Raw genomic sequence first — 26,443 nt, 5'->3', positions numbered from 1 at the left:
CCTTTATTACGGAATTACGGTCTGTGCTTTGAACTCATCTTTACGAGGTCTGTAAATTAACCTATAATCCGTGCGCATATTCTTGCCGGCAAGTAAAGAATGCCAGAAAACGGGACAGGACTTTATTTAATGACTGATACTGAAAAAACCGGACGTATTGCAGCAAGCGATATAATCGCGTGGATACTTGCATGTTTAATGCTTATACTTGTGCTCAAGCTTCATCTGCTAGGCGCACTTATTTCCGGTTTCCTGGTTTATGAAATCGTCCACAGCCTTTCCCCGTATGTAACAGGAAGGTATCTTGGAAGCTCGCGTGCAAAAGCCGTTGTTGTTGCGGCTATCTCCGTTGTCGTGATCGCAATTCTTATAAGCGTTTCATGGGGCGCCATATCGTTTTTAAGGAGCGGTTCGGATAATGTCTCCAATCTGTTCAGAAAGATGGCAGAGATCATCGGCGGTTCGCACAGGCTTATCCCTGACTGGCTGATGGCATATATCCCCCAGGATGCTGAAGGAATGAAAGAGTCTGCAATAGCCTGGCTGAACCAGCATGCCTATGAGTTGCCGATGGCAGGTAAACAGGCGGCGCGCGGGGTGACCATGATCCTCATCGGCATGATAATAGGCGTCATCGTTTCTTTGAGTGAAGTCACTCATGACCCTGCTGAAAAGCCTTTCACATTGGCCCTGAGCAAGAGGGTCTACATGTTTCATATGGCATTCAGGCGCATAGTTTTTGCCCAGGTGAGAATTTCGGCGCTGAATACATTCTTTACGTGGTTTTATATAGAAGTTGCATTGCCGCTTCTGGGCATTCACCTTCCTTTTGCCAAGACCCTGATTGCCCTGACCTTTCTTGTGGGCCTGATACCGATAATAGGAAACCTTATTTCGAATACGGTCATAGTTGTAGTCAGCTTGAGCATATCTCCGGGAATTGCCGTATCTTCACTAATATTTCTGATCTTAATACATAAGCTGGAATATTTTCTGAATGCGAAGATTGTGGGTTCCCAGATCAATTCAAAGGCTTGGGAACTGCTTGTTACCATGATATTCATGGAAGCCGCTTTCGGCATCCCGGGAGTTATCGCCGCGCCGATTTACTATGCCTATCTGAAAAGCGAACTTTACGAGCAAGGGATAATTTGAATCTAAAGCTTCTTTATAGCGGGCTTGCCGAAGGGGTAAGACTATGTTTCTGGGAGTCTATAACATTCCTACTGCTGTTTCTTTTCTGGCGCTCATTTTCGGTATGGCGTCATGCATTTTTTCATTTAACGGTTATATAGGATATGCCCTTGTCTGCCTGATATGGGCCGGCATATCCGATCTGTTCGACGGTTTCATAGCACGCAGGTTCGATTTGAACGAACAGGAAAAGGCATTCGGTGCAGAGATCGACTCGATAAACGATATTGTCAATTTCGGTGCGGCACCCGCCATGATCGCACTTCACTCTGGGTTCAATTCGCCTGTTGATCATATATTGTTGACAGCTTACTGCTGTGCCGCAGCCATGAGGCTCGGACATTTCAATATCTCAGGTCTTATCGGGGAAGGGCCGGTCAAGTTTTATACCGGCCTGCCAGTCACATTCTCGGCAATGATATTCCCGCTTGTCTTTTCTGTGAAGTTTATGCTTTCCGGACCTTCATACATCTGGACGGTCCGCGCCTCATATGCGGCTGTGGGCGTTCTGTTTCTGCTTAAGGTTCCGTTCCCGAAGCCGAAGGGTATTTTCTATGTGATATTCCCGGCCCTTGCCGTTATTGTTTCTGTTTTCTGGATAATGAAGCCTGCGGGATAACACAGCAGCCGCAATTACACGTCTTATGGGAACAAAGTAAAGACAACCGGAACGACAACCGGGCTGATGACGATGTGGGTGAACGTCAGCAGGGTTGCCGTCCTGGCCGCGCAGTCATATTGAGTTGCGAAAACCGGGCCAGGAAGGGCTGCAGGCATGGCGCTTGAGAGGACAAGGATATCCCTGTTCACATGATTGACTCCCGGGATGTTTGAAACAGCACTGCAGAAACATACCTGGAACAGCATCTGGATGAAAATGGAAAAGGTGATAAGCGCCCATAACCCCTTCATCGGCTGGAAAGAAAGCTGCTGCCCGAGAATTATGGCCGAGATCACTGCCAGCGAGCACTGAACCGTTTTTAATTCCTCCTGGATTGTGGCTGTAAAATGATCTTCGGGAATATCGATTTTCGACAGGATCATTGCGGAAACAACAGCGATGAATATCGTTGAAGTGAAATAATTCCTTATAACCTCTACGAAATCCCTTTCCTCCTTGAACGATCCGCCGGAATACATGGCTAATGAAACCTTTCAGGAGGTGAAAAATTATTTAAATATTTTCATCCGGATAGCCGATATCTGTTTCGAAAGCTTACGGAGGAATCCGGTTTGCCAGAACATTGTTTTTTAAATGTTATTTGTTGGGAAGATGACAAAGTAATCGGGCACGATAAGGAGCATTTATGATTGATATCAACACCCTGATTATGAGTGAAGCTGTTGTCAGTTTCAGCATATGGCTGATGTTCATATTTTATGAAAAGACCCAGAAAACCTATTATGGTTTCGGTCACTGGCAGGCAGGATCACTGGTATTATTTCTTGCATACCTGTCAATGGCTGCAAGGGGTATTCCGGATGTTGAATCAAACAGGTTTCTTTCCTTTGAATTTTTTTTCCTGCAGAACTTTCTGCTGATACTCGCAATCGTTATAAGGCTCGACGGCACATTCAGATTCGTCCTCGCAAAAAAGCTCTGGAAGTCCTTTTATCTGCTTCCCGCAGTCACGCTGGCTGTCATGAGCTACTTCCTTATCTGGAATGATGCGGTTGCAGTGAGAAACCTTGTCTTTTCTGCTGTGATGTTCTTTGTTTTTGCTTTCACCTCGGCCGTGTTTTTCCGATGGAGCGGAAAAAGGAACATACTGTATATTGCTGTGGGGTTGATCAATCTTGCATGGGGATTTGTGCTGCTTTTACGTTCCACCTTCTGGTTGTTCATGCCCGAATACAGAATGCTGGACCCTGTTTTTTTCAATATCATCCTGTTCTTTACCACCCCTGTTTTCAATATAGGGCTCGGCATAAGCCTTCTGTTCGTCAATTCGCAGCGTACTCTGAATGAACTCAGGGAAAGCGAAGACAAGTTTGAAACAGTTTTCAGATCGTCACCATATGCAATCATGCTTACCGATTTCAATGACGGGCGTATTCTGGATGTCAATGAAGGGTTCATCAATATTACAGGATTCAACCGCGAGGATGTTATCGGAAAGACGACTCTTGAAATCAAGCTCTGGGTGAATATGGATGAGCGATCCTCTGTTATTGAAGACCTGGCGGCAAACAAAAGAATAAGCAGCAGGGAATTTCAGTTCAGGAAGGAAACGGGGGAGACCATCACCGGCCTTTATTCAGCTGAGGTGATGACCATCAACGGCAATACCAATATCCTTGCCACGATTGCCGATATCACCGGAATAAAGAATGCTCAGGAAGAGCAGAAACGCTTCGAACTGCAGCTTCACCATTCCCAGAAGCTTGAATCCATAGGAATTCTTGCCGGGGGAATAGCACATGACTTCAACAATATACTTACAGCCATTCTCGGCAATACGGAGCTTGCCCTTGATGAAGCTCCTGAATCGTCAACCTTGAGGCTGCGGCTGGAAAATATAAATAAGGCATCTATAAGAGCAGCCGAAATCTGCAGGCAGATGCTTGCATATTCAGGGAAAGGCCTGTTCGTGGTCAAGCCTGTCGATATCTCGGAATTGGTAAGGGAAATGACCGGCATACTTGATGTGTCGATATCAAAGAAAGCTGTTTTGAATTATAATCTGGCAAAGGGGCTGCCCCTTGTAGAGATTGATGTAGCACAGATGCAGCAGATAATTATGAACCTTGTAATCAACGCATCCGAAGCCGTGGGCGATAAAAGCGGGGTTATCAATATATCCACCGGAATAATCGAATGCGACGGCAGTTTCATGATTGAAAACAGGATGAACGGTGATCTCCCGGAAGGGCATTATGTGTATCTTGAAGTCGCGGACACCGGCTGCGGAATGGATCATGAGACACTTTCGAAGATATTCGATCCGTTTTTCACAACAAAATTTACAGGCAGGGGGCTGGGCCTTTCAGCCGTGCAGGGGATTATAAAAAGCCACAACGGAGGTTTGTCGGTCTTGACCGAGCCCGGCAAGGGAACGGTTTTCAAGGTGCTGCTGCCGATTCCGGTGCATTATGAAGATTTTTTACCGGAGGAAGTTAATGTTCATGATGCTGACTGGAAAGGAAGCGGTACCATACTGCTGGTTGATGATGAGGAGCCCATAAGATCTCTGGGCCGCCAGATACTCGAAGGCATGGAATTCGACGTTGTTCTGGCTGCCGACGGCAAGGAAGCCCTCGATGTGTTCAATGCATTCAAGGATGAGATCGTCTGTGTAATTCTTGACCTGACAATGCCCCATATGGGCGGAGATGAGGCCTACCGTGAAATGAAGCTCGTTAAACCCGAAGTGAAGGTCATAGTAAGCAGCGGCTTCAGCGAGCACGATGTAGTGCATCGTTTTCCGGAATACGGCCTTTCCGGTTTTATCCAGAAGCCATACAAGATTGATAATCTTGCCGGAATGTTAAAGAAGGTTCTTGCAGAGGAACAATATGCATGAAGATTAAAATGATTGCGTGATAGAAAATGATACGAAGATTCGTAAAACCTGAGCCTGATTAAGATTCATAAGGAAATTTTTTTTGTGGAGAATCCAAATCATAACATTGATTCGAAAAGTCCGTGATATCGACTAATTAATCAAATTATCTTCATCTATACAGCCAACACCCAACAGGAATAATTCAAAGTTGACATATATACATTAGATATATATAAAATATATATACCATGTTTGGAGGCCTTTATATATGGCGGTTGGACATGCGATATCCGGTTTGTTTCATTGCAGGGGCATACACGTGTGTGAGATTAAAAAGCGGATTGAAAGGTCATTCAAACCTGTCTGGCCAATTAACCATGCCCGGTTTTATTCCAATCTGAAAACCTTTAAGGCTGAAGGACTTATAAGCAATAAGGAGTCGGATCATCCGGGTATTTCAGGTTTATGGTCAAATTACATTCAATTCCAAATAATAAATATTGGCTTTCAATAAAGGATCAAATGAGAACGAAGTTCCTATTAAGGAGGATATATGAATCAGGTAGTGGTGATAAGCGGACTGGCGCAGGGTATGGGTCGTGAGGTTGCAAAAATCCTTGCCGGTAAGGGAATGTCTATCGCAGGATTCGACATGGATAAGGATGGACTTGAGTCACTAAAAAAAGAACTCGGCGGAAAAGGCGTCCAGCATTATCTTGTCCCGCTTGACATAACCGATCGTCCAGGCATCTTCAGGTTCAGGGATGAAGTTCTCAAGGAATTCGGCCATGTGGACACCGTGCTTTCCAATGTCGGAGTGGGGTTTTTCGGACCCTTTGAAGAGGTCGATCTTGAAAAGGCGGTCAGGAATTTCGAGATAAACGTATTCGGTGCGGCCGCCTTGCTCCAGGCATTCATTCCTTCCATGAGGAAAAACAGGGCAGGCAAGCTTGTTGTTATGGCCTCCATGGTAGGCCGCATGCCGTTTCCATTCGAATCGATATATTCGGCGGCGAAATATGCCGTCGAAGGACTGGTATGTTCTCTGAGATATGAGGTCGAGCCTTTCGGGATAAAAGTAGCTCTAGTGGAACCGAGTCAGGTTTCTTCCCAGTTTGCGGCAAAGAGCCATACGAGGCCGCCAAAGGACTCGCCTTATTATGAGAGGGTGGTCAAATTCTCCACCAAGAACAGCGAGATATTGAAAAGCGCACCGACACCGTTTCAGGCCGCTCAAAGGATAGCAGAGGTTGTTGAGTCTCCGAATCCGAAACTGCATAATCAGATAACCCGGAAGGATACGATCAATCTGGCGATCATGTCCAGTCTGCCTCAGAAAATTGTGGATTTCCTGTTCCTGAAACATATGGGAATTCAGGAATAAGGCTGTATATTACAAGGATGAAAGGAGACTTTTATGGAAACAAATAGAAACACGGTTCCCAAAGGCGGTTATGTCGGTAAGTATTGCATAATCAATCTGACGACCGGCAAGACGGAAGTCGTAGAACCCGGAGATGATTTTTACAGGAAGTATCTGGGAGGATACGGACTTGGAGCTGCCGTGATCACGGAACGTCAGCCTGCGGGGATCGATGCCCTTTCTCCGGAAAGCCATGTGGGAATTTGTACGGGACTGCTGACCGGGACGGGATGTTTCTTTGCCGGACGTTTTATGGTGGTCGGCAAATCGCCTCTCACCGGCGGATGGGGGGACGCCAATTCAGGCGGATTCCTGTCGAAGGAACTGAAGGCGGCCGGATATGATGCGGTATTTTTTACCGGTGCGGCTGAAAAACCGGTATGGGTACTGATTACCGAATCGGGTATAGAGATCAAGGACGCAGGATCTCTCTGGGGAAAAGATGCAATAGAGACTGAAGAGTCAATTAGAGAGATTCTTGGCGACAAAAAGGTTCAAGTAGCTTGTATAGGCCAGAGCGGCGAACGTCTTTCAAGGTTGGCCGGTGTAGTTCACGACGGAGGCAGGATTGCGGCGCGGTCAGGGCTCGGCGCCGTCATGGGCAGCAAGAAGCTCAAGGCTGTTGCAGTGCGCGGAAACAAGAAAGTGCCTGTGGCCTATCCGGAAAAACTCAAGGCGATAAACTCTGAATATATGAAGGAATTCAAACAGTCCAAGCTGGCTGACCGCATATCGCTGCGACTGCTCAATAACATCGTCACTAAAATGATCTACTGGACAGGGATGTCCGTTCCTGCCCACCCGTCCATGGTGCGCGAGATACTCAAGAAATACGGTACGACCGGGAACCTTGTGTACTCCTTCATGACAGGCGATACGCCAATCAAGAACTGGGGCGGGGTAGGATATACGGACTATACGATGAAGAGCGCGGCCAAGAATTCCGACGAGAGCATCCTTAAGCGGCAGAAGAAAAAGTATGCCTGCCAGGGATGCCCGCTGGGATGCGGAGGTATAATCGACATAAAAAAAGGCCGGTACGCAGGGACACAAGGACACAAGATAGAGTATGAGACTGTAGGCGCCTTCGGAGGATTGACACTGGTTGACGATTCAGACACGCTGATCGAACTCAACGAGATGTGCAACAGGGCAGGAATCGATACAATATCTACCGGCGCAGCGTGCGCTTTTGCAATCGACTGTTTCGAACACGGCATTCTGTCAGTGAAGGATACCGGTGGAATAGCACTCAAATGGGGCAATGGTGAATCGATCCTTAAGCTAACGGAAATGATCATAAACCGCGAAGGCCTGGGCGATCTGCTGGCAGACGGGGTGAAAAGGGCCAGCGAAAGGATAGGCAAGGGCTCCGAGGCCTATGCTGTACATGCCGGCGGGCAGGAACTTCCACTGCACGACCCCAGAAACGACGCCGGATATGCGATTGCATACCAGTGCGAACCGACTCCGGGCCGCCATACCATAGGCTGTTATATGCACGCCAACCTCTTCAGGGTGCAGGATATGGTGCCCAAGGTGCAGAGGGCGCTCAAACGAGCACTGAATGAAAATCAGAAGAATGCATACCTCTACGCGGCGTCAAGCATTTACATGCAGCTTATGAACGGATGCGGCATGTGTCTGTTCGGCAGGATTACATCCGCACTTCCCCTGTTCGAATATCTGAACGCCGTCACCGGATGGGAAATGAGCGCGGATGAGTATTATGAAACCGGAGAGAGGATACTGAGTCTGCGCAAGGCGTTCAACGTGCGCGAAGGAATTACACCTCAGGATCAGAAAGTGCATGCGCTTGCCATAGGTAAGAAGCCGCTGGCATCTGGGCCGAACAAAGGAAAGACCGTAGACATAGATATGCTCCAGGGATACTTCTTCCAGTCCGTCGGCTGGGAGCAGGATACGGGAAAACCGACACCGGCAAAAATGAGAGAGCTCGGACTTGATCAGCTCTTCGGTGTATGATGTGAGATAATTTCAAGTGCGGTCAACACCTGCAGCCGGTGTTGACCGCACAGAAAATCACACTTATGTAAACGCATGTTCTTGTTTGTTCAAACAATTCCTCTTTTCTGTTTGATATAATCAGCCAGGTTTCCGTATACCCTTTCCAGGAAAGGGAAATGCGCCACATTATGAGCCAGCAGATAGAGGTTGAATCTTATTGCAGCCATCTTCAATGCATTAAGATACATGATGCGCATGAAGGCTTTTCTTTCAAAAACCCTGCCGGAGCATCTTGACAGACTGTCGATGTATCTGTCGGTGAAAACGTCATAAACGCTGATCCCGGTGCCGTGGGGCAGTGTATAAATGAGAAACTCCAGCAGGTCAGTCTGTGGATTCTGGAAGGCCGAAAGTTCCCAGTCGTATAGAACCAGTCTTGGCCTGGATCCTTTTCCGGGGGGTCTGAGGCACAGATTCCTGATGTTGAAATCATTGTGCGTAAGGGTGGATGGAAATTCATTCATCTGGGTTGCGAATGATGGCGCTTCCCTCAGGACGTCGGTGAAAAAGAGCTCCATTTCCCTGGTAATCATGCCGGGGTATCTTCTGTGATTGTACTGTGTGAGGTCTATGAGAAATTCCGATGTGCTGCCGGCGTATTCCGGTGTGAGCATATTGATGTGCATCTGCCTCGGAACGTCCCCGAACCTGTCGAGATATATGCTGTGCATGCAGGCCATGTCGTTTATGACGTCAATGATATCGGATTCGCTCCAGGCGGAGATATTATTGACCGTGTCAAGATGGCTCATTTCCGAAAGGTCTTCCATAAGTATGGAAAAGATGTTTCTTTTGAGGTCGATCATGGTGCCGTAAATCTTCGGGCAGTACTGCAGGATTTCCGGTTTCGCATGCCGGTAGAAATTGGCCTCCCTTTCCTGGCTTCTCTCGAAACCGAAAATCGGGGCATGCGACTCAATAAGACCCGGCAGACGGTCTTCCCCTGACAGACGGGCAAGATTCACCGCCATGTCGACGAGCTCTACATCAGCGGTTTTGACCTTCAGCACTGCCGGAACATTGCATGGCCCTTCCGGTGCCTTGAGCTTCAGGACAAACCTGTACAATCCCTGTATGTTCATTGTGCTCTGGGCAAGATTTGATATTATGGCCGAGTTGCAGCCGAAAGGATATTCCTCCACCGACTCGACGGAGGTTTCACTTCCATGCAGCATCGATGAAAAAAACGCAGGAGTCAGATCAGATCGTGTCAGGTATTTTGCCTGTCTCGAAGGCTCACCCTTTTCCTGGACTCCTCCGAATTCGTTTGTGGCGATGGATGCCGCTGTTGAGATATCCAGAGCCAGACAGGCCGATGCGATAATTTCAGCAAGCCTGAATGATTTTCCTTCGCCGTAGCATGCAAGAAGCTTCAAACAGTCACGCTGGGTCGGAAGCCTTGTCCCTCCACCCACCGTACCGATTACAAGCGACGGCAGATATGCGGAAAAGGTGATCCCGTCTTCTTCGGCTCTGGCCTGGAAAATTCCGATGGACGAGTCATGTACGCAGGCGATATCCTGACCTGTGGCCGTGAATATTCCTGCAACCGCGCTGGCGAAGTTGTAGTTTCTCCCGAGTGTACCGATCTGCACTTCACCGAGTTCAAAGGCATTGTAGCTTCGCATGAATTCCTTTATCGAACAGTGAAGGTTCTCTTTTATTATATCCTCCGGCAAAAAACATGAAGCCATCACGCTTACGCCCATGCCCTGGATAAGGCTCTGAAAATTAGCCTTTCTGATGCCGCTCATATTGCTTTCAAGGTTGTATCCTTCATATTTGAGCGCTGGATTATCCACGGCCTGACCTGCTATGAACTCGCATGCCATCCAGGTGCAGGACGATGTCATGTTCCAGCCGGATGAATCGCCTGTCGTATAAGTGAACCTTACATGAACCGAATCCCCGTAGGTGTAGGGTTTGATATCCTTTATCTTTGCAATCGAGGTTATGCTTTCAGCTGCAGTCTTTATCAGGTCGGTATTTGCCACTATCCATTTCTCAAGATTGATGGCGCCGAACATGTCCCTGCAGAAGAAAACCGGCACCCTGTAAATGCTCTGTCCCGTAACATATGTGGTGATGCCTCCTGATGCGTTGCATGCCTTTGCGCCACGGCAGATCGAATTGACTAGAGTCCTTTCAGTCGTAGCTATCGGTACCGGGATGAAGCCGTGGGTATAGGTGCCTGATATCTTTATGGGTCCTGCAATGCCGACCGGAATCTGCACGGCGCCAATATAGTTTTCTATGTTTCCCGCCACGTTTTCAGGCGTGAACATGCTTTTTGGCAGGTGCTTGAGCTGTGCGCCGGAAACATCCCTGACCCATTCCAGGCGAGCCTTCATGGCATCCATTGAATAATGCTCCCTGCCGGTATATTGCGGCATATTACTGTTTTCAAACCTGTCGACAGGGTCATCGGGGGGTTTCTCGAACAGTGCGTCGAAAATCTTTTCAAAAAGGTTTTCTGTTTCCGGATCGGGAGCGTATAGCTCGAGTGTTCCCGTCCCTGTGGCCCCGTTCCATGAATAGTTGAGCACGCGCATCCCTTCGATGATGTAGTCTTTACCGAGCTGTTCGAAAAAAATGCTTTTTATCGTCTCGTTCGGGTTCACGGGCAGTTCCGCGGACAGGCTGATCGTAAGTCCGTTCCGCCAGTAGTTGTCAACGAGCCCTGAATATGAACCGTTTTTTATGAATAAAACAACCTTAGGTTCTCTTCCCTGATGATAATAATGCCGGTCTTCCAGGCCCTCCATCTGTTCATGCGAATCTTCGGCCATAATTACCTCTGTGTATGAATGTCAGGATATTTGTCATTACTTCACGGCATCACTGTTTGAGAAGCCGTTAAAAAGTTTCCTCATGTCCTCTAGCTTGTAGGGTTTGTGAAGCATACCCTCGATCTTCTTGTCGCTGAAACGCTTGGTTATGTCGTTTTCTCCATAGCCGCTCGAAATAAAGACAGGAATTTTCTCATCAACCTTTACGATTTCGGCATACGTCTCATCCCCATTCATGAGAGGCATGCCTATATCCAGAATAATGAATGATATGGGGGAGCCGGAACAGGTACGGTCTTTCACGATATCGAGCGCCTCCGCCCCGTTTTTTGCCGTGATTGTTTCAAATCCGAGCTTTTCAAGCATCTGTGCGCCGATTTCAAGGACACTGTCCTCATCATCAACAAGAAGTACTGTCTTTCTCCGCTGGAGTTTGTTTTCCTTTTTTTCTCGAATTTCAGAAACAGGAAAATAGAATGTGAAGACAGAGCCTTTGCCGGGACTGCTTTCCACACTGATTGCGCCGTTTACGCTTTTTATGATTCCCATTGCCGCTGCCAGACCCAGACCCCTTCCAACGAATTTTGTCGTGAAGAACGGGTCAAAAATCTTCGTCAGCATTTCCTCTTCAATTCCGCAACCCGTATCGGAAACCTCAAGAAATACGTATTCACCTTCCTTGAGATTCTCAGCAAGGAATATCTTTTTCTTTCCCGATGTTATATCTTTATAAACGCAAACACCTGTTTTAACGGTTATGAAGCCTTCGTTTTCACCTGCAGCCTCTGCTGCATTCATCACAAGGGCCATTAACAGCTGTTTTATCTGACCCGGGTCGGCAGTAAAGCAAGGGAGTTCTTCATAGAGGCAGTATCTTATCTCCGCCTTCTTTGACGCAGCCACAGAAACGGCCGTGTCCATATCTGAAATAATCTCGTTCAAGTTCACATCCCGAACAGCAAACTGTGTCTTGCCTGCATAAGCAAGCATCTGTCTCGTAAGTTCGGCTGCGTTGATACAGGCGTTCTCAGCGTTTTCCAGGTTTTTAGCCACGATGGAATCCGGTGGGACCGACATCATGCTCATGTCGATATTGCCGAGGATGATCATGAGCAGGTTGTTGAAATCATGCGCAATGCCTCCGGCAAGCACACCCAGGCTCTCCAGTTTCTGCACCTGCTGGAGTTTTTCATCGTTTTTCCTGCGTTCCTCCTCGATGCGTTTCCTGTCGTCAATGTCCCTGACTATGGCGAGAACCCTGTCGATGCCACCCAGTGAAACACGTTTCAAGTTGACTTCTACCCAGAATATGCGGCCGCTCTTGTCTTTGGCTTTCCACTCGAATACCTGAGGTTGACCTTCAATCGCTTTTTTAACCAGACCGATTGCATCCTCCTGAGTATACCCGGGTTCTCCGGAGCTTAACGTTCCTATGTCGATTTTAAGGACCTCTTCACGGCTGTAACCGTACATTTCAACCATCTTTTTGTTGACGTCAATCATGGAGCCGGTATTCATATCGTCAATAAAGATGGCGTCATTGGCATTATCGAATATTTCACGGTAGGCCGTATTTGCGGCTATTGCTGCCTCATCCGCCTTTACTTTTTCCCTCATTGCCGCATCAAGGTCGTAATATGTCCGCTGACTGTTCAGAAGTATGAAAAATACATTCCATGTCACTTCGAAAACGGGCAGCATTGTGAAGAACGCCATATCCAAAGGATTGTTTGATAAAAACCGGTAATCCCGGGAGATAAGGATATATAAACCTCTTGAAAAAAAGGTCAGTCCGAAAAAAATGTTCATTGACGCTATGATCAGATTGAGCAGAGTGCTTCCCGATTTTCTGTTTATGATGAACTCTCTTGCCAGAATAAATGCAGATAACGATATGAACAGGCTCGATGAAAACGTACGCTTCGGGACATCAGGCGTAATGTAGACAAAATAACAATATGAAATGAAAACCAGGGCAGGAATTATCAGGTATGCGGGTGATATACTGCCATGTCCGAAAAATCTTCTCGCGCCCTGAAGCCTGAAAAGCAGGAGACTCGATATAAACGTATTTGCGATAACGAATGTCAGGAAATCAGCTATAGGGCCTTTGAAAAAAATCCTTGCAAGTACAAGAGAGTATCCTGCGCCTGCCATGATGGCGGTGGCAGTCCACCAGCCGAACCCCCTGTGCGTTTTCTGCAGGCGCATGAAGATGAGCATAGTGCCGCCCATGAGATAGGCTATCAGGATATTGAGTATGAACAGGGTTTTTACATCCACTCAGCCGCCTCCGGATCAAAGTGTCTTCTTCAGATGGTAAAATAATCCTCCAGCATTTTTTTGAGTGCTTCGAATTTATAGGGCTTATGAAGCATTCCGGCCACCTTGCTGCCCTTGAAGCGTTCTTCGACGTATGTTTCACCATAACCGCTTGAAATGAATATGGGGATATCACAGCCCATCTTCATCAGCTCTTCATAAAGTTCTTCGCCGTTCATGACCGGCATGCCTATGTCAAGGATAATCGCAGAAATCCGGGTTGTGCCGTCTGCCTCATGATTTCTGATAATTTCGAGGGCTTCGGCTCCGTTTTTCGCTCCCATTACTATATAACCTAGATTTTCAAGCATCTGAGAGCCAAGTCTCACGACGTCCTCCTCATCATCGACGATAAGGACAGTTTTACGCTGGACTTCCGGCCCGGTTTTTATGGAATTCTTCCTTGGGGTTGCGGCAGGAATGTAAACGGTGAATACAGAGCCTTTGCCTGTCTGGCTATCTACCCTCACTGCGCCTTTAAGGCTTCTCACAATGCCCATGACAGCGGAAAGCCCCAGCCCCCTGCCTGTGAACCTGGTGGTGAAGAACGGGTCGAATATCTTGGGGATGCTTTTGTCATCGATTCCTTCACCGGTATCTGCAACTTCAATAAAGGCGTATGAACCCGGAATGAGATTTTTCTCGAGGAATACCGTACCCTTCTTCGAAGTGCTTGCCGTTGGATCATATATTCCGATGGAAACAGTGATGTCCCCCTGTCTGTCTCCTATCGCCTCGGATGCGTTCATTACAAGATTCATGATCATCTGCTTCATCTGTCCCGGGTCGGCTATTATGCCGGGAACAGCTTTATCTATCCTGCATTTGAGGCTGATCTTCCTGGATATGGAAATTGACATGACCATTTCAATTTCTGAAATAATGTCCTCGAAACTTATCTCCTGCGGGAAAAACTGGCCTTTCCCGGCATATGCCAGCATCTGCTTGGTCAGGTCGGCTGCACTCTGGCATGCCTTTTCAGCGGCCTTCAGATTTTTAACCACAGGTGAATTTTCAGGTATTGACATCAGGCTCATGTCGATATTCCCGAGTATCACCATCAACAGGTTGTTGAAGTCATGAGCGATGCCTCCGGCAAGCACGCCAAGGCTTTCCAGTTTCTGGACTTCACGCAGAGTTTCCTCATTGGCCTTGCGCTCGGTTATGTCTCTCGAGACGCCTACAATATGAATCACTTTTCCATCGTCTCCGGTGAGAAAAGTGGTGACTACCTCGGTATTTACGATTGAACCGTTCTTGTGCGGCTGGTCGACATAATCGAAACGTACCCTTGCCTTTTCGTCTCCTGATTCGACAGCCTGAATCGCACCCGGCAGTTCATTGGCAAGTCTGGTAAAGGATTCGGGCGTGAGGGCATTTTCGAGTGGCTGGGACATTACCTCTTCGGGCGTGAAACCCCTCAGCCGTTCTACCGAAGGACTGACATATGTGAATTTCGCTGATAAAGGGTCGAGCACCCATATGACGTCGCCCGTGTTTTCGGATATTATACGATACTTTTCCTCGCTTTCTCTGAGAGCCTTTTCCGCCATTATCCTTTCAGTCACATCCCTTGCTGCTGCATATATGAGCTTGTTGCCGTACGGAAAGGATCTCCATTCGAGCCATCGCCAGGAGCCGTCAATTGCACGGTAGCGGTTGCTGAAATTGAGCACATTGGTTCCGCTGTCCAGCTTTTTTATTGCTTCCATTGTCGATGAAATGTCATCCGGGTGGACCAGGTCGAGAAAGCGCCTGCCTTCAAGTTCGGTGAGCGGATAGCCGAGCACTTCTGACCACATCGGATTAAGCCTGATAAAATAGCCGTCGGTATCCGCAATGCACAAAAGGTCGAGTGCACTTGTAAAAAACTGGTCAAGCTCCTCGGTCTTGGCCTTAATGGCCTTTTCCGCAACGATTTTTTCGGTAATGTCGATAGACTGAGCGAATATGCACCGCCTGCCTCCGAAGCTGATAAGCGTTCCTGAAAGAAGTATCCAGGCGGATTCACCGTTCTTTTTCCTGGTCTCGAATTCAAAATTCCGGACCGTTTTTTCTGTTTCCAGCAGTTTCCTCAACCGCAGGCCGTCCTGAGGATCTTTCCAGAAGCCTATTTCAAAGGCGCTTCTGCCGATGATCTCATTTTTCTCATAGCCTGATATGCGTGAGAAATTATCATTGACCTCTATGAATACTCCCTCGTCGAATGTCGATATGGAGAGTGCGCCGGGATTGAGCTCGAATGCAGCCTTGAGCTTTGATGCTTCTTCATCAGCGGTATTGCCTGTAAGAAGGGCATTCTCAAGCCGTTTCGAAGTGGTCATAACGCTCACCTTTTTTGAACCGAAATATTTTTATATATCGGAATATATTGTGGACTGACTTGAATAATTTATTATTACAAAAGGTCTGCGTTTAATAAAAATAAAATGGTATAGGACTTGTCACTGAATGAATATCTTTTCTGCGGAGGATGCATGAATTCGAGAAGGATGTGTCTGTTTGCCGTTATGGCTGCTGTTTTTGCGATGCTCGGGGCAAAGACTCCTGAGGCCCATGAAGTGCTTGCGAAACAGGACGACCTGTGGCGCGGGACTTCCTCAAAGGGAAAGATGGTTATGAATGTCAAAACATCGAACTGGAAGAGGTCCCTTACAATGGATGTGTACTCGCAGGGAAAGGACTATTCCCTCGTGAAGGTCATTCTGCCGATGAAGGAGCAGGGAACTGCCACCCTTAAGGTATTTGACGAGATTTATAATTATCTTCCCAAGACGGACAGGACGATCAAGCTTACTTCCGCCATGATGATGGGGTCATGGATGGGCAGCCACTTTAATAATGACGACCTCGTGAAGGGAAGCAGGCTATCCGAAGACTACAATGCCAGGATAACTTTTCAGGGCAGACGCGACTCGGAGGATGTTATCGAGATAACACTCACACCTAAGCCCGATGCCCCGGTCGTATGGGGAAAAATTGTAGTTGTGGCCCGTGCCTCGGACTGGATGCCCGTAAAGAACACATACTACGACGAGGATGGAAAAATCGTAAGGATAATGACCTGCTCTGATTACAAGACCGTCTCGGGAAGGCTGGTACCAACAAGGATTGTAATGTCCCCGCTGGATAAGCCCGGTGAATATACCGAGGTCATATACAGCGATCTGACATTCGATGTTTCGTTCAAGAAAGGATTTTTTTCCATTGCCGAACTGAGGAGATAGGATTGAAACCGGCAAGCATCATAAAGCTTTCTTTCAGGAACGTCTTCAGGGCTAGAAGAAGGAGCGCCATAACCACTCTTGTAATGGCTTTTGCGCTTGGCATGATGATTATATACCTGAGTCTGACTGACGGATACAGCAGGGGCATGGCTGATAATGCAGTTTCCATGCAGATGGGCAGTATCCAGGTTCATGCCCCGGGGTACCTCGAGACGAGATCCGTTTATAAAATGATCAGCAGCCCGGATGATTATATCAGGGCCATCGACTCAAGAGGTTTCAAGGCCGTTCCAAGGCTGTTCTCAAGCGGGCTTGCCGCAAAGGATGAGTCTTCGGCCGGCGTTCTGATAGAGGGTGTGGACGCTTCAGCGGAGAATTGGGCGTTTAAGATGCCCCGGCAGCTGATGGACGGCAAATGGCTTGATAATGCGGATCCGAAAGGGGTCGTGATCGGCAAAAGGCTTGCCAGAAGCCTTTCCGCAGGCATCGGGGATGAGATAGTCATAGTCTCGCAGGCCGCCGACGGGTCGATTGCAAATGATCTGTTCAGGGTGAGGGGAATTCTCAAATCCGTTAGTGAAATAACCGACCGTGCCGGATTTATCATGCCAATAAACACATTCAGGGACCTTATGGTGATGCCGGAAGGCGCGCACGAAATAGCAGTCATGATACCTGCCGGATACGATTCGAATATAGCGTTGAGAATAGTTGAAGGGATATGCAGGGGCCAGGACATAAGGTCATGGCAGCTGCTTAATCCGGCTCTGGCGAATATTATAAACATACTCGATATTGTCATGATATTCCTGGTAATCATTACTTCTGCGGCGATCTCCATAGTCATACTCAATGCCATGCTCATGGCCGTTTTCGAGCGCATTCGTGAATACGGAATGATGAAGGCCCTGGGTGTGACCCCTTTTGATATTTTTTGTATGGTGATTGTGGAAATACTTGTCCAGGCGGCAGCTGCGGCGGTTATAGGCCTTGCATTCAGCATACCTCTTGCAATAAGCCTTCAGACATACGGCATCGATCTCTCCGTTCTTGTGGACGGTGGAACCATTTCGGGGGTGGCCGTCAGCCTTGCCCTTTTTTCCTATCTTACACCCTTTGCCGTTCTTACTCCCCTTGCGGCGCTGTTTGTGTTTTCGCTGGCGGCCGGTGCAATACCGGCGATAAGGGCGGCCAGACTGGATCCTATCAGGGCCATTCATTACACATGAGGAAACCCGGATGATATTAAAGCTCGCATGGAGAAACCTGTGGCGGAACAAACGCAGGACAATAATCACCCTGATTTCAATCTCATTCGGATTCCTGCTGACGATCGTATTTACAAGCCTTTCGGACGGTTCATACGGAAGGATGATAGATATCGCCGCCGACATGGGGGCAGGGCACATAACCGTCGAACCCGAGGATTACAGGGATCATCCGGGGTCCGACAAGGTCATATCAAACACCCGGGAGCTTATGGAAAAGCTGGCGCGCTTTAAAGGTGTTAAGGCATTGAGGGAAAGGGTTGTGGGCCAGGGGATGGCTTCTTCGGCTGCCGATTCGACAGGAATGGGTTATATTGCAATAGATCCGGAAAAAGAAAATGACACAATGTATTTCTTCAAACATATTAAAGCGGGTTCCGGGCTTCCGGGTGACGGGGCGCATGCGCTTATCGGTTCCTTGATGGCGAAGCAGCTCGATTTGAGGCCAGGTAAAAAACTTGTGATCACCACTACGGACAGGCACGGCCAGGTCGTCAATTTCCTTGTCAAGGTTTCTGGCATATTTTCGACCGGCATGAATGAGGCCGACAATAATATTGTCATAATGCCCATAGGTTTTGTCCGTTCACAGATAGGATATAATTCCGGTGAATCAAGCCATATAGCGGTTTACGTCAAAGAGCGATGGGATTCGGAGAAAATAGCGGAAAAGATGCTTCCCCTGTCGAAGAATTACGGCGGAGTCTCATTGCCGTGGTCCGTGCTCATGCCCGATTTCTATGGATACATGACAATGGACATGACCTCGTCAGTGATATTCCAGATTTTTATTTTTCTTTTGATTTCAGCCGGTATCCTGAACACTATACTCATGGGCGTGACTGAAAGGATGCGCGAATTCGGCATAATGATATCAATGGGCATGACGCCGGGAAAGATCATAAGACTGGTCATGGCCGAGGCATTCTGGCTTGCCGTGGCCGGACTTGTTGCGGGCTTTATTCTCACGGCTCCCGTATACTGGTATCTTCATGTCTACGGAATTGATTTTTCCATCTTCCTCTCCAATGGAGAGAATACTATTGGCGGGATTATTTTCGAGCCCCTTGTAAAAGGGGCCATCATCCCCAGACATCTTGCGAATATCATCGGTGCGATAATGCTGCTGATAATGACAACCGGCCTTTATCCGGCGTTTCTGGCTGCAAGGACGAACCCGGTCGAGACGATAAAGATAATTTAAGCAGGAAAGGACAAATTCAGGTTCCGGAGTTAAAGGATGAATGAAGAGATCGTAAGGCTTGAAGACGTAAAAAAAATATACATAACAGGTGATGTCGAGACATATGCACTTAACGGGATATCTCTTTCGGTGAAAAAAGGTGAGTTTGCAGCCCTTTGCGGTCCGTCGGGTTCGGGCAAGACTACGGCTCTCAACCTGATAGGTGCGCTCGATACCCCGAGTTCGGGAAAAATCGTGGTGGAAGGCAGGAATATAGCCGAAATGTCAAAGGCCGAGCTCTCGATTATGAGAATGAACCGGATCGGGATCGTGTTTCAGGCCTACAACCTTATCCCTGTACTTACCGCCTATGAAAATGCCGAGTTCGTGCTGGTTCTTCAGGGAATTCACGAGAAGGAAAGAAGGGAAAGGGTTATGGCCATTCTTGATGAAGTCGGTATGGCGGATCTTGCCGACAGAAGACCGAACCAGCTTTCCGGAGGCCAGCAGCAGCGCGTCGCAATTGCAAGGGCCATGGTGTCGGACCCGGCCCTTATCCTTGCCGACGAGCCTACAGCAAATGTGGATTCCAGGACCGCCGAGTCTCTGCTGGTGCTGATGGAGCGTCTTAATCACGACCACAACTCAACGTTTCTTTTCTCGACGCATGATTCAAGGGTTATGGAGCGAGCGCACAGGCTTATCATGATGAAAGACGGGGAGATAACAGAGGACAGGAGGGTTGAATGACAGGAAGATTGCAGGAGACAGGGGACAGGAGACAGGATAATGGCAATTTAAGACTGGTTCTTGTTGTAATAGCCATGGCAATCTTCCTGCAACCGGAAAGGGCAGAGGCATTTTACGAATACAAGGGGGATAATTCCAATTTCAGAGGGCGCCTTGCAATTGACCTTATGAGCGGATTCACCCATTATCCTCAGCCGGAAATCATTTATCCCGATGACACCGAGGGCTTTAACAGTGCTAATTCAAGGCTCCTTCTCGATTCGACAATAGCCGGAAACACTCGCCTTGATTTCAACGGGTATATCTATGCTAGCTCGAACGAGCAGACGTATTTCTCGAATCTCAGCAAAGAGAAGGACAGCCCGTACCGCTATCCTCAGCTGTACTGGGAAATATCCGAGACCGACAGCTCGATGATAATAGGCGACATCGACCAGCTGAGCGTAAAATACCACTCTGACCGGTATAATCTGACCGCAGGCAGGCAGCCTGTAAGCCTTGCCAATAATTTCATATTCACACCGAACGATGTTTTCTATCCTTTTTCAGCAACCGCAGTAGATCGGGAATTCAGGCCCGGGGTCGATGCATTGCGCTTCGATTATGACATTACGGACCTCTCAACCATAACCGCGCTGGGTGTAGCGGGATATGATGACAATGACCCTTCCTGGGAGAAATCCGCTGTGATCCTGAGAGGCGGCACGAATGTGAAAAGCCTCGACATTACAGTGTTTGCCGGCAAGACCGATTCCAGAAGACTTCTTGGAATGACGCTTAATGCGGAGGCATCGGGTCTGGGGTTAAGACTCGAAGGCAACTATTCCCATCCGATTGAAGGTGAAGCCCATGCGGATTTCTTCCAGATTTCGCTGGGGATAGACAAGAGGTGGGAAAATTCGCTTCATGTGATACTGGAATATTATTATCACGGAAACGGCAAATCCAATCCGGATCAATATATGGAGCGCATATTGGACTATCCGGATATCATGGACCCGTATATGGGCAGGAATTATGCCGGGATATTCGTTATGGGAGAACCTTCACCGCTTTTTAAACTTCAGGGTGTATTGATTGCTAATCTCGATGACGGCTCCATTCTGTTCGGTCCTGGCGTTATCTACAGCATAAGCGACGAGGCGGAACTCATATTGGGAGGGACAATCCCTTACGGGGAAACCTCTTTTTACAATACTCATGATTTTGCACTTGATGTTAAATCGGAATTCGGCCTTTACCCGAGGTCGGTCTATCTGCTGGGGAGGGTTTATTTCTGAAATGATGTGGTGCAGCATATGACAGAGGTGTGTGAGTGAACCAGAAAATACCGTTTTTCTTTTTTGCTCTGTTTCTGTCGATCTTTCTGCTTGTGCTGGTATTCATGCCATATGTGAGTGTAATCCTGCTTGCAATGGTTTTCGCCGCATTCATGTACCCTCTTTATAAAAGGATCCTTGTGCTTTTAAAAGGCAGGCGTACGGCGGCATCTCTTCTGGTGGTGGCCATATTTATTATAATTGTGCTTATTCCGCTGGTGATAATCGGCACATATATAATCAGCGAGACCTCGGTATGGATGCACGACATACCACGGTATTTTGACAGGCCTCCCGCAGGAATAAAAAAAATATTCTATTACACGAACAATTATCTGCACCTGTCTGAAAAGGCTATAAGACAGCAGGTTATGAGCCAGGTATCTCATATCGAGTCGTTCATAATAGGAATCAGCGCGGCATTCATGACCAACACCATAAAGATTGCGGCAGGCATCCTGGTGTTTCTCATGTCCATGTTCTGCTTTTTAAGGGACGGACCCGCCATGATAAGGTTTCTGATCAGAACGGTCCCTCTGCCCGGGCATCAGACTGTTAAGATAATGAAAAAACTGAAAGGCGTCAGCAGATCCGTTGTCAGAGGCATGCTGCTTAATTCGCTGGCCGTTGCATTCATTTCCTTTCCGGGATTCTACTTCACCGGACTCCCGGTTTTTCTATGGTGCCTTGCCGTTGCAACCGGGATAATGATTCCCATTATAGGCTCTGTTACGGTATGGACATCCGCGGTCATCGTTCTGCTGCTGACTTCTGAGCTTAAAGACGCTCTGTTCATCGCATGTTACGGAATCATTGTGATAGGCATATGTGATAATGTGCTGGGCCCTTACCTCATGAGGGGATCGGAGGAAATCAGCCCGATATGGATACTTTTCTCGATTCTAGGCGGGATTCAGATGATCGGAGTTCCCGGCATAGTGATAGGTCCGGTTATATTCGCGGCCGCCATGTCTTTCATCGAGGTGTACAGGGAGGAATATACATCCGGGGGCTGATTTCCTGAATGTCCTTCATTTTTTTTCAAGTTTGTTGACCATGCATTCCGAAAAATAAGTACAGTGAGTGTTCAGATACGGAGGGAAGCTTATGGACGTAAAGACAATCTTCCTGACCAATATCCTGGTGCTGTTCGTTATGGCAGGTCTGCTGTATGCCTATATGAGCGTACAGAAGACCTACAGGGGCTTCGGATTCTGGACGCTGACAACTTTCCTGACCGCGATTTTCCAGGCCATGATGCTCTCGAGGGTCATATTCAGGGGTGCTCTGGCGGACTTCTTTACGATAATAATCGCGAATACAGGCATATCGAGCGTCCTGATAATACGTTTTTATGGCATCAGGCTCTTCTTTGGCCGGGAAAAAATATCACGTGCCTATTATGCCATTCCCGTTCTGGCATTCCTGTGTCTTTGCTACTTCTATTATATCGTGAACGATATACAAGCGCGCGGATTCATTTCGACACTTGCCTTTTCCTTCATGACCTTTGTAATAGCCTTCGAGTTCATAAGGAACAGGGATAAAGGCAGCAGGCGGCTCAACTATATCATCGCAGCAATACATCTTATTTATGGTGCGATTTTCTTCACGAGAGGCCTTATCATGCTTTCCTCGTGGCATTACATATATTTTACTAACAATACACCGGATGTGATATTCTTTCTGACCATACTGCTTGCAGAACTCGCTTGGGATACATGCTTTTTCATGCTGAACGGCCAGAGGGTATACAGCGAACTCGAAACGGTCATGATCGAAAAGGACAAGGCCGAGATTGCGCTCAAGGAAAGCGAAAGGAACCTGAGGGAGGTTCTGGACAATTCCTCGGACGCGGTATACAGGAGAAGCTACAGGTCCAACCGTTTCGAATACATGAGTCCTGCTTCATCGCAAGTCCTTGGATATACCCCCGAAGAGATGCTATCCATGAGTATCGATGAGATATTGGACAGGATCCATCCCGAAGATTTAGGCGGTGTCAAAGAAATGCTTGATGCAGCAGATAGAGAAGGCGGCGGGCCTTATCATGTCGAATTCCGCATCAAAACGAAGGCGGGTCATTACAACTGGGTGGCCGACAGGTTTTCCATGATCAGGGATGATGAGGGGCGTACCTTGTACAGGTTCGGCACTGTCCGCGATATCACGACGCGCAGGAATGCGGAAAAGGCCCTTAAAGAAAGCCAGGAACGCTACCGGGCGCTGTTCGACGGGATAAACAACGGGGTGGCAGTGTATGAGGTGGTGGACGGCGGCAGGGATTTCATATTCAGGGACTTCAACCGTGCCGGCGAGATCATGGACAATGACGACAGAAAGAATCTCGTCGGCAAAAGCATATTCGAGGCAAGGCCGGGTGTTGAGGAATTCGGTCTGATTGAAGTCTTCAGACGCGTCTGGAAGACGGGAGCAGCCGAAAACTTTCCGGTGAAGCTATATAAGGACAAACGCCTGAACAAATGGTACGACAATTTCGTCTATAAGCTTCCTTCGGGTGAGATAGTGGCAGTCTTCGAAGATGTAACGAAACAAAAGCAGGCAGAGGAGGCGCTGAAGGAATCGGAGAGCCGTTTTAAAAGTATATTCGATTATGCAAATGACGGCATACTTCTCATAGATATCGAGACAAGAAAATTCATATCGTGTAACATGTCTTTCTGCAACATGCTCGGTCTGCAGCTGGATATGATATCTGAGTACGGCATCAGTGACATTGTCCGTGAAACTGATCTTTCCTATATCTTGGATATATTTGAGAAACAGATAAAGAGAGAGATTGTGATGGTAAGGGACATTCCCTTACAGAAAACGGACGGCACGATAATTTATGCGGATGTCAGTTCATCCCTCGTGGAGGTTAAGGGTAAGACCTGTTTCTGCGGATTTTTCCGGGACATCACGAGACGCAAGAATGCGGAGGAAGAACGCCGGAAGGTTGAGGAAAAGCTTCAGCAGGCGCAGAAACTCGAGAGCCTGGGTGTGCTGGCGGGAGGCATAGCGCATGATTTCAACAATATGCTCATGGTTGTTCTTGGAAATGCGGAGCTTGCCCAGATGGAGATTTCCGAGACATCGCCTGCAAGACAGAGGCTTGAAGACATAAACAATGTAGCGATAAAAGCGGCGGATCTGTGCAAGCAGATGCTGGCTTATTCAGGGAAAGGCCGTTTTGTCATCCGGCCCATAGACCTCTCGGAGGTCGTAGGCGAAATGGGCCGCATGCTTGATGTATCTGTGTCGAAAAAGGCTATCCTCAATTATAATCTGGCAAAGGGACTTCCTTTCATAAAGGCTGATGCGGCACAGATCCGGCAGATAATCATGAACCTTATAATTAACGCTTCTGAAGCCATAGGCGAAAAGGGCGGTGCAATATCGGTAGAAACAGGTCTTATGGAATGCGACAGCAATTATCTGAAGAATACACAAGTTCATAATGAAATAAAAGAAGGCACGTATGTCTATCTGGAAATAGCAGACACCGGTTCGGGTATGGACAAGGCCACCATGGATAAAATATTCGATCCGTTCTTCACGACAAAGTTTACCGGCAGGGGACTTGGACTGGCTGCCGTTCTGGGCATTGTGAGGGGACACAACGGAGGACTTATGGTTGACAGCGAACCGGGTAAGGGGACGACATTCAGGGTGATGTTCCCGGCGGTCATGTCAGTGTCGGAAACAACATCGTCTGAGAATAAAAAGACAGCGGACGTCTGGAAAGGCAGCGGCACGATACTTCTTGTAGATGACGATGAATCCATAAGAAACCTTTGCCGGCTGCTGCTTGAACGTATAGGCTTTGATGTGCTTACCGCCAGTGACGGGAGGAATGCCGTTGAGGTCTTTAATCAAAACAGGGGTAAAATCCGCTGCATAATTCTCGACCTGACCATGCCGCATATGGACGGGGAAGAGACCTTCCGTGAACTGATTAAGATCGATCCCGATATCCGTGTGATAATGAGCAGCGGCTACAACGAGCAGGAGATCGCTCAGAAAATTTCAGGCAAAGGCTTTTCAGGCTTCATTCAGAAACCCTACAGCCTGAGTAATCTGACCGATATACTAAAGAAAGTTCTCGGTTGAAACAACGAATGTTTTCGAATTGAACTCTTAATAAATTTTCCCCGATGAAACATGCATAAACTTCTGGAGGATTCGAGGTAAAATATGCTACACGGATGCACTGCCGGATGATGTTAAGATTCTGGAGAATATCGCAATTTTAATGAAAGGGAATAATCTATGGGGATATTATCGAATACCGTAAGCATATCGCAATACAAGGTGAAAGGGCCGGTGCCTTCGGATATCGAATCATGGCTTGCCGACTGTCTTTACAGGAACAGATTCTCGCCGATAGACAACCTTCCCGATGAAGAAACGACCGGCTGGGTCAGCCTTTTCGACTACAACGACAGCTCGTTCAGCCTCGGTTCTCCCAGGATCGGCGATTATATAGGACTTTCACTGAGAAGGGACAAAAGAAGCGTTCCTGCAGCCGTGATCAAGAGCAGGCTTGATCTTGAATGCGGCAAATGGATGGCGGATCATCCGGATATAAAAAAGATGCCGTCAAAACGAAAGGCGGAAATCAGAGACAATCTTGTGGCCAGCCTTGTAACAAGGTCGCTGCCGGTGCCGTCCGTGTGTGATCTTATCTGGAATGTCAAGACCTCGACAGTCACGTTCGCATCCGTAAGCGCAAAAACACTTGAACTTGTGGAAGACAAATTCATGCAGACTTTTGAGGGGCTCAAGCTGGTTTCAATTTATCCAATGGCCAGGGCCGAGCTGGTGATAGACGACGGCATGAAGGCATCTCTGGCGCATGAGGACAAGGCCTCGACAAAGGATGTCCTTCAGCAGATAAACAAGAACAGGTGGCTAGGCCACGAATTCCTGCTCTGGGCAATGTATTCCACAAGCATGTCACAGGGCGAATACAGGATTTGTACGGACGGGCCATTCAATAAGGGGGAGGTTTTTGTGGCTTATCTTCACGACTCGTTCCTCCTTGCCGGAGAGCCTGAAAAGGGCGTTCGTAAGAGCAGAATAATAGGACCCCAGCAGGACTTCGGTGAGGCAAAGAAAGCCCTTGCAGCAGGCAAGAACATTTGTGAAGCGGCGATTTATTTTGAAAAGGCCGACCTGAGCTGGAGCCTCAATCTGAAAAGCGATTCTTTTGTTTTTTCATCATTCAAATCCCCCCCGGTAAGGATTGAAAAGGGGGAGCTTATCGAAGATCCTTCAGCCGAGCGAGAGGCGGCTTTTCTTGAACGCATGAGCCTTATGGATTCCGGCATTCAGCTCTTTGACAGTTTCTTCAGGGCATTCCTTGCTGAAAGACTCTCAAATACCTGGCAGGACAGGATGAAGGCAATCAGAAAATGGATGGGAGAATGAG

General features: G+C 47.8%; 17 protein-coding genes. 13 read left to right on the top strand and 4 right to left on the bottom strand.

Annotated features, from left to right (window positions below):
• Positions 1 to 129 precede the first annotated feature (129 nt).
• Positions 130 to 1,155, top strand: a complete 1,026-nt coding sequence (locus tag VIS94_10420) for a hypothetical protein (protein HEY9161487.1) — start codon at positions 130 to 132, stop codon at positions 1,153 to 1,155.
• Positions 1,156 to 1,198: 43 nt separating this feature from the next.
• A complete protein-coding gene (locus tag VIS94_10415; protein HEY9161486.1) occupies positions 1,199 to 1,813 on the top strand; it encodes a CDP-alcohol phosphatidyltransferase family protein in 615 nt (204 codons plus the stop codon).
• A 23-nt stretch (positions 1,814 to 1,836) separates the two neighbouring features.
• Here the strand turns inward: VIS94_10415 and VIS94_10410 are convergent, their stop codons facing one another.
• Positions 1,837 to 2,334: an AEC family transporter gene (locus VIS94_10410; protein HEY9161485.1), complete on the bottom strand. Its 498-nt coding sequence runs from the start codon at positions 2,332 to 2,334 to the stop codon at positions 1,837 to 1,839.
• A gap of 167 nt (positions 2,335 to 2,501) precedes the next feature.
• Between VIS94_10410 and VIS94_10405 the strand changes: the two genes are divergently transcribed.
• From VIS94_10405 to VIS94_10395, 3 genes are all read left to right on the top strand, one after another.
• Entirely contained in the window at positions 2,502 to 4,718 is a 2,217-nt protein-coding gene (locus tag VIS94_10405; GenBank protein ID HEY9161484.1) for a response regulator, read from the top strand.
• 535 nt (positions 4,719 to 5,253) lie between these two features.
• Positions 5,254 to 6,084 carry an SDR family NAD(P)-dependent oxidoreductase gene (locus VIS94_10400; GenBank protein ID HEY9161483.1) on the top strand — a complete coding sequence of 277 codons (831 nt, stop codon included), beginning with the start codon at positions 5,254 to 5,256 and terminating at the stop codon, positions 6,082 to 6,084.
• 33 nt (positions 6,085 to 6,117) lie between these two features.
• A complete protein-coding gene (locus VIS94_10395; protein ID HEY9161482.1) occupies positions 6,118 to 8,109 on the top strand; it encodes an aldehyde ferredoxin oxidoreductase family protein in 1,992 nt (663 codons plus the stop codon).
• Between the two features lie 89 nt (positions 8,110 to 8,198).
• On the opposite strand, the gene VIS94_10390 is transcribed toward VIS94_10395, so the two are convergent.
• Genes VIS94_10390 through VIS94_10380 form a run of 3 tightly spaced genes read right to left on the bottom strand, consistent with a single transcriptional unit; the run spans position 8,199 to position 15,586 of the window.
• Entirely contained in the window at positions 8,199 to 10,940 is a 2,742-nt protein-coding gene (locus tag VIS94_10390) for a hypothetical protein (GenBank protein HEY9161481.1), read from the bottom strand.
• A gap of 36 nt (positions 10,941 to 10,976) precedes the next feature.
• On the bottom strand, positions 10,977 to 13,223 hold the full coding sequence (locus VIS94_10385) for a PAS domain S-box protein (protein HEY9161480.1): 2,247 nt from the start codon (positions 13,221 to 13,223) through the stop codon (positions 10,977 to 10,979).
• A 29-nt stretch (positions 13,224 to 13,252) separates the two neighbouring features.
• Entirely contained in the window at positions 13,253 to 15,586 is a 2,334-nt protein-coding gene (locus VIS94_10380; GenBank protein ID HEY9161479.1) for a PAS domain S-box protein, read from the bottom strand.
• Positions 15,587 to 15,739: 153 nt separating this feature from the next.
• Here VIS94_10380 and VIS94_10375 point away from each other — a divergent pair, with 153 nt between their 5' ends.
• From VIS94_10375 to rdgC, 8 genes are all read left to right on the top strand, one after another.
• On the top strand, positions 15,740 to 16,489 hold the full coding sequence (locus VIS94_10375) for an outer membrane lipoprotein-sorting protein (protein HEY9161478.1): 750 nt from the start codon (positions 15,740 to 15,742) through the stop codon (positions 16,487 to 16,489).
• A 2-nt stretch (positions 16,490 to 16,491) separates the two neighbouring features.
• The gene (locus VIS94_10370; GenBank protein HEY9161477.1) at positions 16,492 to 17,718 is read left to right on the top strand and encodes an ABC transporter permease; all 1,227 of its coding nucleotides are present in this window, start codon (positions 16,492 to 16,494) and stop codon (positions 17,716 to 17,718) included.
• A 10-nt stretch (positions 17,719 to 17,728) separates the two neighbouring features.
• Positions 17,729 to 18,961, top strand: a complete 1,233-nt coding sequence (locus VIS94_10365; GenBank protein ID HEY9161476.1) for an FtsX-like permease family protein — start codon at positions 17,729 to 17,731, stop codon at positions 18,959 to 18,961.
• Between the two features lie 36 nt (positions 18,962 to 18,997).
• On the top strand, positions 18,998 to 19,690 hold the full coding sequence (locus VIS94_10360; protein ID HEY9161475.1) for an ABC transporter ATP-binding protein: 693 nt from the start codon (positions 18,998 to 19,000) through the stop codon (positions 19,688 to 19,690).
• Positions 19,687 to 20,970, top strand: coding sequence for a hypothetical protein (locus VIS94_10355; GenBank protein HEY9161474.1), 1,284 nt, complete (start codon positions 19,687 to 19,689; stop codon positions 20,968 to 20,970). Before VIS94_10360 ends, VIS94_10355 begins: the two co-directional genes overlap by 4 nt.
• Before the next feature lie 35 nt (positions 20,971 to 21,005).
• Positions 21,006 to 22,025 (top strand): AI-2E family transporter, encoded by a 1,020-nt coding sequence (locus tag VIS94_10350; GenBank protein HEY9161473.1) that lies wholly within the window; start codon positions 21,006 to 21,008, stop codon positions 22,023 to 22,025.
• 91 nt (positions 22,026 to 22,116) lie between these two features.
• Positions 22,117 to 25,122, top strand: a complete 3,006-nt coding sequence (locus VIS94_10345) for a PAS domain S-box protein (protein HEY9161472.1) — start codon at positions 22,117 to 22,119, stop codon at positions 25,120 to 25,122.
• A 159-nt stretch (positions 25,123 to 25,281) separates the two neighbouring features.
• Positions 25,282 to 26,442: a recombination-associated protein RdgC gene (gene rdgC, locus VIS94_10340; protein ID HEY9161471.1), complete on the top strand. Its 1,161-nt coding sequence runs from the start codon at positions 25,282 to 25,284 to the stop codon at positions 26,440 to 26,442.
• Position 26,443: the final 1 nt, after the last annotated feature.

The organism is Desulfomonilia bacterium (assembly GCA_036567785.1).
GTDB lineage: Bacteria > Desulfobacterota > Desulfomonilia > UBA1062 > UBA1062 > DATCTV01.
The sequence above is the reverse complement of the archived record's forward strand: the minus strand, read 5'-3'. Positions and strand labels throughout refer to the sequence as shown.